This window comes from Pseudoduganella sp. RAF19, assembly GCF_052114165.1.
In the GTDB taxonomy this organism is placed as follows: Bacteria; Pseudomonadota; Gammaproteobacteria; order Burkholderiales; family Burkholderiaceae_D; genus Rugamonas.
On the sequence record NZ_JBFREF010000002.1, the window covers coordinates 510,811 to 523,300 of the forward strand.

A 12,490-nucleotide genomic window follows, 5' to 3' on the forward strand; every position below is an offset into this window, starting at 1 on the left:
CTTAGGGTTTTAGGTAAAATCACGGGATGTTTATCGATTCCCATTGCCATATCGACTTCCCGGAGCTGTCTGTCCGGATGCCTGAAATCCTGTCCAAGATGGACGAAAACAAGGTCAGCCATGCGCTTTGCGTGTCGGTTGACCTGCCGGATTTCCCCCGCGTGCTCGCCCTGGCTGAGCAATATCCGCATATTTACGCCTCGGTCGGCGTGCATCCCGATTATGAGGACACGCCGGAGCCGACCGTTGAACAGCTCGTTGAGCTGGCCAGGAACCCGAAAATTATCGCCATCGGCGAAACCGGCCTGGATTACTACCGGCTGGAAGGGGACCTGGAGTGGCAGCGCGAGCGCTTCCGTACCCATATCCGCGCCTCCCGCCTGACGCGCAAGCCACTGATCATCCACACACGCTCGGCCAGCGAAGACACCATCCGCATCATGCGGGAAGAGGGCGCCGCGCCGCAGGACGGCGGCGTCGGCGGCGTGATGCACTGCTTTACGGAGTCGCTGGAAGTGGCCAGGGCCGCAATGGAGCTGGGCTTCTACATTTCCTTCTCCGGCATCGTGACCTTCAAGAGCGCCAAGGAGCTGCAGGCGGTGGCGCTGGAAGTGCCGATGGACCGCATGCTGATCGAAACGGATTCCCCTTATCTGGCCCCGGTGCCGTATCGCGGCAAGATGAATGAGCCGGGCTACGTGTCGCATGTGGCAGAATTCATTGCCAAGCTGCGCGGCATTCCGGTGGAACAGGTTGCAGAGCAGACAACGGCGAATTTCTTCAAACTGTTTAACGTCGAGGCATAAATGGGATTGATGATGCGTGTGCGCTTTGTTCGCCGCCGCTTGAAAGCACGTACGGCGGCCCTGGCAGTCACGCTGGCATCAATCCTTGGTCTTGCGCATGGCGCGCCGGAACTGCCGGCGCAAGGTGAAGACGCCGTCACTTTCTTCCGTGCCGCCCAGCTGGACGACACTGGCCGCATCAAACCGATTCTGGCGCGTGGTTTGAACCCGAATGTGCACGAACCGGAGCGCGGCGAAACCGGGCTGATCGTGGCGCTGCGCTACGATTCGATGAAGGTTTTCAAGCTGCTGCTGTCCCAGCCGAATATCCGGCTGGAAGAGAAAGCCGAAAACGGCAACACGGCCCTGATGATGGCAGCCTTCAAAGGCAACAAACCCGCCGTTCTGGCGCTGCTGGAGAAAGGCGCCCAGGTCAATCGTCCGGGCTGGACCGCGCTGCACTATGCCGCTGCCGCAGGCGACACCGCCATTATGCGCATCCTGCTTGATCAGCACGCCTATATCGACGCCGAATCGCCTTCCGGCGTGACGCCCCTGATGATCGCCGCCAGGGAAGGCAAAGAGGAAGCCGTTCAGCTCCTGCTGGCTGAGGGCGCGGATGCCACCCTGAAGGATCATGGCTTCAAATCCACAGCCGCCGAGTTTGCCGACCGTGCGGACAAGCCCTGGATCTCCGCGGCCATTCGCAAGCACCTCGACGCGAAACGCTGAACTGGGACGTTTTCCCCGCTGAAATCCCCGCATGGCGGACGCCGTGATGGCATGACAATAGCCTTGTCGCAAACCATCCGGAACCACCATGCTGAACGAACGCGAAATCGAAGCCTGCTATCTCGGCCAATTCATCCCCGTCCACTACCATCACAATATGCTGATGGACGCCAACCGGATGGTCAATTTCAAGGCAGCCATCGACTACGCAGTCAAGCCGGGCATGAAGGTGCTGGAGCTGGGCGGTGGCACCGGCGTGCTGTCCTGCTTTGCCGCGCGCAAGGCGGACAAAGTCTATTGCGTGGAGTTTAATCCCGACATGGTCCGCGAGGCGACCCGCTTCCTCGCCATGAATGAGGGTGGCGAAAAGGTCGAAGTGATCCACGCCGACGCTTTCGAATACCTGCCGCCGGAGCCGGTGGACGTGGTGATCTGCGAGATGATCCACGTTGCCATGCTGCGCGAAAAGCAGGTCGAAGTGATCGAGAATTTCAAGCAGCGCTATCTGCGCCAGTTTGGCGGTCCGCTGCCGGTGTTCCTGCCCGAAGCCGTCCTGATGGCGGTGCAGCCGGTGCAGCAGGAGTATGATTTCGAAGGTTTTTACGCGCCCATCGTGCAATTCCAGCAGCCAGGCGTGCTGCATCCCGGCACGCTGGAACTGGGCCAGCCGGCCGTCTATTCCCTGATCGATTTCACCCAGCCAAACGAGCTGACGTATCGCTGGGAAGGCAAATTCGCCATCGAACGTGACGGCACGCTGAACGCGCTGCGTTTTGTCACCAAGAACATACTGGCCGTGGTGCAGGAGCGGTCCTCGACCATCGACTGGCTCAACCATTACATGACCTTGCCATTGGCCGAACCGTTGGCGGTGCGAGCCGGCGACGTGGTCCAGGTCAGCTTTGCCTACCGCGCAGGCGGCTCCATCCAGTCCCTGCAAGCAGCCATGCGCGCCGAACTGGCACCGGTCGCCACCGCCGTGTTCGCCTGAACAACAGCCCCGCCCGTGTACCATTTGGGGTCAGGCGCCAAATGAGACACGGGCTGAGCCGCGCTTCGGCCCTGATTTTTCGCCATTCATCGCCCCATTTTGCAGTTGGTCGCACGGCGATTGTCCGCCCCGGACGTCCGCTTTAAAGTCTGGACAACAATAAACCGGGGGACTTCATCATGCTGGGCTTTCTGTTGTGGTTATTGCTTCTGTTCATCTGCTGGCCGCTCGCCTTGCTGGCCCTGGTCCTGTATCCTCTGGTCTGGCTGATGCTGCTGCCATTCCGCCTGCTCGGCATTGGCGTGGAAGCCGTGTTCGAACTGCTGCGTGCCATCGTAATGCTGCCGGCCCGCGTTCTGGGCGGCGGCCGATAACAACCATAAAAACCAAATCTTGCGACTCGTCCCACTCTTCCTTTTCCTCACCCTGACCCTGGCCGGCTGCCAGTCCACCATGCAACGTATCGCCGACTGCAAAGCCGGCGACTGGCGCGCAATCGGGCAAAAGGACGGCGCCGCCGGCGAAAAATCCGAGTTCTCCGATCGCAAAGACTTCTGCGAAAGCTACGACAAGCGAGGCGGCGCTGACGCAGCCACCAGCTATGCCGCCGGTTGGGCGTCCGGCAATGCCGAGTTCTGGTCCAGCCGCGGACAGGTGGACGGACACGCGGCCATACCGCTGACGGCCGGCTGGGAACGCCGGACTGCCAGCGAAGAAGTCCGCAAAAAGAGCACGCCCTTGTCCCAGCCCGCCTACGAGGCCGGCTGGTTGCAAGGCAATACCGATTACTGGCAGGATCTGGGCCGCAAAGAGGGCACCGCTGGCCAGCCGCTGACCGCGCGCGAGCAGGCGAGGGTGCGTGCCACTGAACTGAATATCCGCTACGACGACATCGCTTACGGCAATGGCTGGCAAGCAGGCAACCGCACCTTCTGGGAAGACGTCGGATATTCCGACGCCCGCAGCGGCATCCCGGATGCGGAATTCAAAACCCGCGCCGCCAAAGCCAGGGCGGCTGGCGTTCAAGTCCAGGAAGAAGCCTACCGCAAGGCGTGGAACGCAGAACTGATCAATTACTGGCGCAACCTCGGCACCCAGGACGCCACCAGCGGCAAGGAATTCGGCATCCGCAAGCGCGAAGCCAATCAGCGCGGCCTCAAGGTGCTGGAGCGCGATTACCTGGACGCCTGGGAAGCCCGCCTGGCCCAATACTGGCGCCAGACCGGCGATCAGGATGGCTTCGGCCATCCCTACATGCTGGAGCAGCGCGTGGCGAATGCCGGCCGTGATGGGGTATTCGTGATCCACAACTCGCGTGCCCTGTACCGGGAAGCCTGGGATGCCGCCAACGCACGATACTGCACCCCGGCCAATGCCTTCGAATGGGGCCGCACCAGCCAGCCGATGGCCGTCGAAGTCTGTGCACCGCCGCAGCAGGATTTCCTGCGCCGCGCCTACCTGAACGGCGGCGCCTATCTGCAAGCGTCCCTGCGCTACGACCGGGCCAGTGACCGCGCGGAAGACTTCCAGCGCAAGGCGCGCGATGCCCGCAAGCGCATGGATCGGGCCGAACGCGATATCCGCGCCGAACGTGAGCGCAAAGACCGCGCTCCAAGTGAGGATAATTTGCGCCGTCTGGAAGGTGAGCGCCGTGACGCCGAGGGCGATATGCGCCGCGCCGAACATGAGCGCGATGAGGCACGCCGCAGTGCCGACCGCCACCGCTACGATATGGACATGCTGAAACGGGACGCCTTACTGCACTGACCAGCCCTTGAATTCTTGCAGGCTCACCCAACCTTGTAGCTCCATTACTGCTAGAATCAATGATGCCTTCATGGCATCGGTCAAGGAGAATTGTGATGAGCCGCAAGACACCTATCGAGCGTTACCGCAATATCGGCATCAGCGCCCATATCGACGCGGGTAAAACCACGACCACGGAACGCATCCTCTTTTACACTGGCGTCAACCACAAGTTGGGTGAGGTGCACAACGGTGCTGCCACCATGGACTGGATGGAGCAGGAACAGGAACGCGGCATCACGATCACCTCGGCCGCGACCACGGCCTTCTGGAAGGGCATGGGCGGTAACTTCCCCGAGCACCGCATCAACATCATCGACACCCCCGGCCACGTGGACTTCACCATCGAAGTCGAACGCTCTATGCGCGTGCTGGATGGCGCGGTGATGGTGTACGACTCCGTCGGCGGCGTGCAACCGCAATCGGAAACCGTGTGGCGCCAGGCGAACAAATACAAGGTGCCGCGCATCGCCTTCGTCAACAAGATGGACCGCGTCGGCGCGGACTTCTTCCGTGTGCAGGCCCAGATCAAGGATCGCCTGAAGGGCGTGGCTGTGCCTATCCAGATTCCCATCGGCGCGGAAGAGAACTTCCATGGCGTGGTCGACCTGGTGAAGATGCGCGCCATCATGTGGGACGACGCCACGCTGGGCGTGAAGTTCACTTACGAGGATATTCCTGCGAACCTGAAGGAATTGGCCCAGTCATGGCACGATCACATGGTGGAAGCCGCGGCCGAAGCCTCGCATGAGCTGACCGAGAAGTATCTGAATGGCGAGCCCTTGACGGAAGAAGAGATCAAGGCCGGCCTGCGTACGCGCACCATCCGTAACGAGATCGTGCCGATGCTGGCGGGTAGCGCCTTCAAAAACCGTGGCGTGCAGGCCATGCTGGATGCGGTAATCGAGTATCTGCCATCGCCGGTGGACGTTCCCGCTATCGCGGGCCACGATGAAGACGACAATGAAATCGAGCGCCATCCGAACGATGATGAGCCGTTTTCCGCGCTCGCCTTCAAAATCATGACCGACCCGTTTGTTGGCCAGCTGACGTTCTTCCGCGTGTATTCCGGCGTGGTGAATTCGGGCGACACGGTGTACAACCCGACCAAGCAGCAGAAGGAACGTCTGGGCCGCATCCTGCAAATGCATGCCAACGAACGCAAGGAAATCAAGGAAGTGTTCGCGGGTGATATCGCGGCGGCAGTGGGTCTGAAGAACGTGACCACGGGCGACACGCTGAGCGCGCCGGATCATGTGATCGTGCTGGAAAAGATGATCTTCCCCGAGCCTGTGATTTCGCAGGCGGTGGAACCGAAGACCAAGGCCGACCAGGAGAAGATGGGCATTGCCCTGAACCGTCTGGCGCAGGAAGATCCTTCGTTCAAGGTGCACACCGACGAGGAATCCGGCCAGACCATCATGTCCGGCATGGGCGAGCTGCACCTCGAAATTCTGGTGGATCGCATGAAGCGCGAGTTCGGCGTGGAAGCCACTGTCGGCAAACCGCAGGTGGCGTATCGCGAAACGATCACCCGCGCCGTATCGGACATCGAAGGCAAATTCGTCAAGCAGTCCGGCGGTAAGGGCCAGTACGGCCACGTGGTGCTGAAGCTGGAGCCGGTGGAAGCGGGCAAGGGCTACGAGTTTGTGGACGCCATCAAGGGCGGTGTGGTGCCGCGCGAGTTCATCCCGGCGGTGAATAAGGGCGTGACCGAAACCCTGCAGGCCGGCGTGCTGGCGGGCTATCCGGTGGTCGACGTGCGTGTCACGCTGACCTTCGGTTCCTACCACGACGTGGACTCGAACGAAAATGCCTTCCGCATGGCCGGTTCGATGGCCTTCAAGGACGGCATGCGCAAGGCCGATCCGCAGCTGCTGGAGCCGATGATGCACGTCGAGGTGGAAACGCCCGAGGAGTTCATGGGCAATGTGATGGGCGATCTGACCACGCGGCGTGGCCTGGTGCAGGGCATGGACGAGATCCCTGGCGGCGGCGGTAAGCTGGTTAAGGCTTCCGTGCCGCTGGCCGAGATGTTCGGCTACTCGACCACCCTGCGTTCGCTGACGCAGGGCAGGGCGACTTATACCATGGAGTTCCAGCACTACGCTGCGGTGCCGAAGCACATCCTTGACCAGATCGCGACAGCCAAGGCGCAGGCGAAGAAGGATTAAAACCCACGGCCCAACCCTGGTGGCAGGCACATCGTGCCTGCCACCTGATTCCGGCTTGGGTTCTTAATGCGTCCGCAGCAAAGTAGCAAATTGATCGGCGGGGACAGGGCGGCTGTACAGGAAGCCCTGTCCCTGTTCACATCTGAGCAGCTTGAGCAGCTTGGCTTCCTCTTCCGTTTCTATGCCCTCGGCGACAACCTTGAGATCGAGGTTATGCGCCAGCGTAACCACCGTGCTCACCAACCCCATATACCCCGCATCCTGCGACATCTTCATCACAAAGGAACGGTCGATCTTCATCACATCCACCGGCAGCGTAACCAGATAGGCGAGCGAAGAATAGCCGGTGCCGAAATCGTCGATTGCCACCGGCACGTCCAGCGCGCGCACGCGCGTGAGCACATCGATGACGCGCGCATGATCGGACACCAGACTGGATTCCGTAATCTCGATCGACAGCGGCTGCAAATGCGCGCCCGCCGTGTTCAGCGCCCGTTCGATATCGCCGAACAGCGAATCGCAGCGGAACTGGGCCGGCGCCACATTGACGGCAATCTGCGGCGGTTCCAGGCCGCTGTCGTGCCACGAGCGCCAGTCTTCCATCGCGCGCTGCATAACCTGACGGCCTACCGCGATCACCAGCCCTGTGCGTTCCAGCACCGGCACGAATTCGCTTGGTTCAATAATGCCCCGTACCGGATGGTGCCAGCGCACCAGCGCTTCCGCGCCCGCCAGCTTGCCGGTACGCAGATCGACTTTAGGCTGGTAGTAGTTGATGAATTCGCGGCGCTCAAGCGCGTCGCGCAATTCCACTTCAAGGCTGATCTGGCGCGCCATCACGCGATCGGCGTCGCGGTCGTACAAGCCGAAACGGGCTTCGACATCGCGTGCGGCGGCCAGCGCATCCCAGGCCTTGATCAACAGTTCATCGGCGGTTGAGCCATCTTCCGGCAGCATGGCGCCGCCGGCATTGATGGTGCACCAGATCTTGTTTTCCTTGACCTGATAGGCCCCCTGTAGCATTGGCGCGATGGTGTTACGCACAAACTCCGCCGGCTTTTCATGCGAGCCGTCCGGCAGGAATAGGGCAAAACGTCCTACGCCAACGTGGGCCAGCAGCATTTGCGGCGTCACCACTTCGCGCAAACGCTGGGCGATGGCGCGCAGCAGGCCAACTGCCGCAGCGTTACCGTAGGCGGAGCTGATTTCGTCGAAACGGTTGATGTTCACCAGCAGCACCGTACCGTGTGCGCCGCTGGCTGCCAGACGGGCAATGTCTTCCTCGAACTGCAGGCGGCTTGGCAGTCCGGACAGGGTATTGGTGCGCGCCAGGCGGTGCATTTCCTGTGCGTTGATCAGGCGCTCCAATCCGTAGCTCAGTTCATTGCTCAACTCACCGGCGCGTTCGCGATAGAAGTGATCGAAGAACTGCGGACGCTGCGAGTAGAAGCAGACCACACCCCAGCACTTGTTATTCACAAATAGCGGAATGGCCATGCAGGATGCGATCTTCCGCTTTTTGCAGCCGTCCGGAAGGTCGTTCGAAAACTGCATCTTGCCGGTGCTGACGGTCTTCTCCGCCAAAGCGATTACAAACCATTCCGCATGCCGCGAAACTTCTTCGCTTGGCCAATGCTGTTCCGTGCCATCGCGTCCGGCCGACGACACCATGGCGAGGCTGCCATCCGCCATGACGCGGCTGATGTCCACCAGCTCCAGACCTGCCTGATGCGCGGCGGCGCGGCATACGTCCAGGCACAGTTGCTCCACACTGCGCGCACGCGGAATGATGGCGCTCAGGCGCGACAGCAGCACATAGAAATTGTCGTGGCGGATCAGGGCACGCTCCTTTTCCACTTCGGTGGTCATGTCGATGGCCGAGCCGCCGAGGAAGGCTTCGCCGTCCACGTCGATGGGGAATTTGTGCACCAGCCAATGGCGCGCACCTTCGTGGGTGGTCTCCATGGTCTTGATGACTTCACGGCTTTCCAGCACGGCGCGGTCCTGGTCTTCCATGCTCTGACGGCGGTCTTCAGGCCAGAAGTGGCTGTCGTCCTTGCCGACGATGCTGTGCTGTTCGACGCCGAGGAAGCTGTTGACGGCGGCATTGCCCATCACGTAATTGCCCTCGTTGTCCTTGATCCACAGCGGCGATGGGGAGTGTTCGGCAAAGCCGGAGAGGAAGCCCTGGGCGCGCGACAGGTCCTGGCGCAGCGCGGTCTGTGTTTCGGCAGCACGCAACAGATCGGCTAAAGCATGGCGTTGCGCAGCGGTATGGCCTTTCGGCAGGAACGAGAAAAGCTCCTGGCCGTCGCGCAAAGCCGGCGGCGGCACTGGCACGCCACAGATGAAGGACGCCAGGCGTGCCAGATCGGCCAGCGCGTCCTCAGGCGCCGTTTGCAGTTGTTCTTTGGAGGCAATCTTATTCATGGTTTCTGCATTACGGCGTGGGGCCAGCTGCGATCAGTCAAACAGTTTAATCTTTAACTGGATCGAGAAGGCGCCATGCAGACGGTCCTTGTAGTTAGGTACGATAGCAAAGTTCGCGCCGACGCGCTTGTACTCGATGCTGGCAACAGGAATGGCTGCCAGGAACCAGCCGCCGTTGCGCATATTCGGGTAGCCGTTGAAGCCGCCGACGACTGCGCCCAGGCGGAATGGTCCCAGCGACCAGGGCTGATAGTACACACCGGCGTAATCGGACAGGGCGCGGTCGCTGTTATGGAAGCGTCCCACGGTGGCCGATGCGACGGTGTTGAAGCGGTACTCGGCGCCCCAGCCCGGGTTGGTGTTATCGAATCCACGATCTTCCTGGAAATGCCAGGAATAGAACCCTGCGTTGAGCCACAGCTCGTTCAATGGCTTGTTTTCGATGGTTTCGAACGGATTGGCCTGAGCGGCGCCCGCCATGGCCAGCCCCAGCAGGCTGCCGAGGAGCTTCTTGTACATTCAATATTTCCTTATCGCTTAAACAATCTTGATGGATGAATTATAGCCGTGCCTACCCTGCACTGCTGTGAAAATGCGTGAGAATTTGTTAGCTCCGCGCGCTGGCCAGGATGCGTTCGGCAGTGTCGAAATCCAGGGCGTCCATGGCGGCGGAAAATGCGTGTGCTTGAGCACCCAATTGCCTGTCCCAGTAACCGCGCGACGTCTCGTATAGCACTGCGGCACTGATGTTGCGCTCTCTCAGCAGGGGCAGGAGCTGCCCGGCTGGTGGCGCTTCGTCGTGCGCCTCGTTGTTCGCGTCCTTCGCCAGCCAGGCGTTGACTGCCGCGTACAGCGCGGTCCCTTCGCGCTCGAATTCTGCATGCAGGCTCGCGGTCGCCTGCTTTGCCTTGACTGCGCCTTCCAGCTCAGCGGCAGCTTGCGCGAAGCTGCGCGCGCCGAGCGAGCCCCAGGCGCCTTTTAGCGTGTGCAATGCTGTTGTCGCTTGCGCAGGTGCGGCCTGCAGCGCGCTGCTGACGGCTGCCACTTCGGTCGGCAGCTTGCGGATACTCGCTGTGATGGTCGAGATGAAGCTGCGGCGCTGCTCATCGGTTGTGAAATTCGTCTGCATGAAAGCGTCCAGATCGAGTTCTGCGGAAACGGCTTCCGCGGCGGACGACGCGACCGCGGCGGCCGGGGATTCATGGGCGCGTGAGGCATGCGATGCTTCAGGCAGCGCCGCCGCCGCTGGCGCGAGTCGGGAAGGCGCTGTCACTGGCGCAGTTGCGTCGCTGGAGCTGGCGGTCGCGGCGAATTCAGCGCGGCTTCCGGATGCGGGGTCGGTCGAGCCGGCGGGGCCGGTGGATTCAGCGCGGCTTTCGGACGCGGGCCGGGTCGAGCCGGCGTGGCGCGCGGAATGGGCCGGTGCGACCGGCGCGCCGGAGATGGCACCAGTGGACTGTGCCGACGCGGCGTGGCCTGCGAAGGTGGCGCCGGTGGTGCCGGTGGACACGGTGGGCGTGACGGGGCTTACGGTGGTGTCGCCGGTGGATACGGCGGGCGGGGCGGAGCTTGCGGGCGCTGCGCCAGTCGATTCAGCGGACGCGGCAGGGCTTGGAGCAGCGGCGCGAGTCGAGCCGTTGGACGCGGCAGGGCTTGCGGCAGCGGCGCCAGTGGATTCGGCGGGCGCTGCGGGGCTGGCCGAGGTGGCTGCGGCGGGGGCTGGCGCGGGCGTGCGTGCGGGCGGGGTGGCAATGAAGCGGCTGAGGGGCCAGGAGATCGCCACTGCGATCACGGCGAGCGCCGCGGCGAAGAGGGCGATACGCTCGCGGGCCTTGGTCAAGGGCGCGAAGACGGTATCGCCCGGCACCTGCAAACCCACAATCCATGGCGCCTGCTTAAGCCGCGCAAACGCGTGGACCGTGCCCGCCGACTCGTTCAAGCGCCATCCTTCGAATCCCTGCAAACCAAGCGCCGCATCCTGATCCAGTTCAGAAATCTCGTGCACGTGATGCGTGATCTTCGCGCGTAGCGGATAGCTGACCAGGTAGCCATCGGCTGTGGTCACGTAAGCAATCCGTCCGCCGCCTTCCGCCAGCGCGGCGATGGGCGGCTCGGCCAGTGCCAGGCTGGCCACCAGCACATACTCCACCTGGCCTTGCGGATCGAGCAGCGGATGCGCGAGGACGACCACCGGCGTCCCGGTCAGCGCGCTGGTAAAGGGTTGCGACAACAATCCGCGCTTCTGCAAAACAGCCTCGATGAAATAAGGCCGCGTACCCGCAGCAAACAGGCGCGACACCGGCGGACGCGCGCTGAAAACGAGATCGCCCGATTTCGCAAACAAGGCCACATTGAGAAAGGCTCCAGCCAGGGAACTCTGTTCCGCCAAGGCCTTCTTCATCGATTCCGTGTTACGCGCGCCCGGCGCCGGCAAGGCCTCAGCCAGCACGGCGAGCGACATGCTGCGCGCCGCCAGCAGTCCGTCATAGCGCTCCGCCGAGAGTCTGGCGCGCAGATACTCCTGCCGGCCCAGCGCATCGGCCATATTACGCTCCAGGATTTGCTCAGCGAAGTATGCCAGCGCCGCAATCATCGCCAGCAGCACCGTGGCAACGACGGCGGCAGAAACGAGGCGATGCGGAACTTTGCGCATGGCCGTCTACCAGGTGCTGAGACGATGTGTATTGCGGCCGTCCTTCTTGGCCATATACAGCGCCTGATCTGCCAGCGACAGAATCGCCGCCGTGTCGTGCGACGCATCCGGCACACCGGCCGCAATGCCGACGCTGATCGTCACCTGCGGCGAAGTAGGGGAGTCCGGATGCAGCAGTTCCAGCGCAGCGATCCGCTCACGAACCCAATGGCCATAACGGTCCGCATCCGGCGCGCCACAGGCGGGCATGAGCACCACGAACTCCTCGCCGCCATAGCGCGCCACCGTCTCGCCGGGACGCCGTGCCGTTGATTCGAGCGCACGCGCCACTGCTTGGAGACACTCGTCACCGCGCTGGTGACCCAGCGAATCGTTATAGCGCTTGAAGTGATCAACATCCATCAGCGCCACCGCCATCGACAAACGCTGGCGGCGATGCCGCGCTACTTCCGCAGCCAGTTGGTGGTCCAGATAACGCCGGTTGAAGATGCCGGTCAGTCCATCCTTGTTGACCATCGCCTCCAGCTGCTGCGTTTGCGCGCGCAAGGCGAGCTGGGTGCGGATGCGGGCACGCACGATGGGGGGATTGAGCGGTTTGGCGATGAAGTCCACCGCGCCGATTTCAAGCCCCATGACTTCGGACGCGACGTCACTACCTGCCGTGACGAACAGCACGGGAATATTGGCCGTGTCCATGTCTGACTTGAGGCGGCGGCAGATTTCAAAACCGTCGATGTCGGGCAGGCTCACGTCCAGCAGAATCAGGTCGGGCCGCAGCTTGCGCGCCAGCGCAAGTCCTTCTTCGCCGCGCGTGGCGAAATTGATGCCTGCCTGGTCCGACAACAGCATCGACAAAAAGCGGATCACTTCGGGACTGTCGTCTACGATCAGGATATGTTGTTTTGGTTCGCTGCTCACA

The 12,490-nt window shown here is 62.1% G+C and carries 10 protein-coding genes; 6 read left to right on the forward strand and 4 right to left on the reverse strand.

Annotated features, from left to right (window positions below):
• Window positions 1-26 precede the first annotated feature (26 nt).
• From AB4Z19_RS06945 to fusA, 6 genes are all read left to right on the forward strand, one after another.
• Window positions 27-806, forward strand: coding sequence for a TatD family hydrolase (locus AB4Z19_RS06945; RefSeq protein WP_442027585.1), 780 nt, complete (start codon window positions 27-29; stop codon window positions 804-806).
• Window positions 807-1,517 (forward strand): ankyrin repeat domain-containing protein, encoded by a 711-nt coding sequence (locus AB4Z19_RS06950; protein ID WP_442027586.1) that lies wholly within the window; start codon window positions 807-809, stop codon window positions 1,515-1,517. It abuts the gene before it with no gap.
• 88 nt (window positions 1,518-1,605) lie between these two features.
• Window positions 1,606-2,508, forward strand: a complete 903-nt coding sequence (locus tag AB4Z19_RS06955; RefSeq protein ID WP_442034775.1) for a methyltransferase domain-containing protein — start codon at window positions 1,606-1,608, stop codon at window positions 2,506-2,508.
• A gap of 179 nt (window positions 2,509-2,687) precedes the next feature.
• On the forward strand, window positions 2,688-2,882 hold the full coding sequence (locus tag AB4Z19_RS06960) for a hypothetical protein (RefSeq protein WP_442029148.1): 195 nt from the start codon (window positions 2,688-2,690) through the stop codon (window positions 2,880-2,882).
• A 19-nt stretch (window positions 2,883-2,901) separates the two neighbouring features.
• Complete coding sequence (locus tag AB4Z19_RS06965; RefSeq protein WP_442034777.1) at window positions 2,902-4,275, forward strand: DUF2799 domain-containing protein; 1,374 nt, start codon at window positions 2,902-2,904, stop codon at window positions 4,273-4,275.
• 95 nt (window positions 4,276-4,370) lie between these two features.
• Window positions 4,371-6,488 (forward strand): elongation factor G, encoded by a 2,118-nt coding sequence (gene fusA / locus AB4Z19_RS06970; protein ID WP_442034778.1) that lies wholly within the window; start codon window positions 4,371-4,373, stop codon window positions 6,486-6,488.
• Between the two features lie 63 nt (window positions 6,489-6,551).
• On the opposite strand, the gene AB4Z19_RS06975 is transcribed toward fusA, so the two are convergent.
• The 4 genes from AB4Z19_RS06975 to AB4Z19_RS06990 all read right to left on the reverse strand — a co-directional run bounded on the left by AB4Z19_RS06975 (window position 6,552) and on the right by AB4Z19_RS06990 (window position 12,489).
• Entirely contained in the window at window positions 6,552-8,918 is a 2,367-nt protein-coding gene (locus tag AB4Z19_RS06975; RefSeq protein ID WP_442034780.1) for a sensor domain-containing protein, read from the reverse strand.
• Window positions 8,919-8,951: 33 nt separating this feature from the next.
• Window positions 8,952-9,437 (reverse strand): hypothetical protein, encoded by a 486-nt coding sequence (locus AB4Z19_RS06980; protein WP_442026942.1) that lies wholly within the window; start codon window positions 9,435-9,437, stop codon window positions 8,952-8,954.
• Between the two features lie 88 nt (window positions 9,438-9,525).
• Complete coding sequence (locus AB4Z19_RS06985; RefSeq protein ID WP_442026943.1) at window positions 9,526-11,571, reverse strand: cache domain-containing protein; 2,046 nt, start codon at window positions 11,569-11,571, stop codon at window positions 9,526-9,528.
• 6 nt (window positions 11,572-11,577) lie between these two features.
• Complete coding sequence (locus tag AB4Z19_RS06990) at window positions 11,578-12,489, reverse strand: diguanylate cyclase domain-containing protein (RefSeq protein WP_442026945.1); 912 nt, start codon at window positions 12,487-12,489, stop codon at window positions 11,578-11,580.
• Window position 12,490 lies beyond the last annotated feature (1 nt).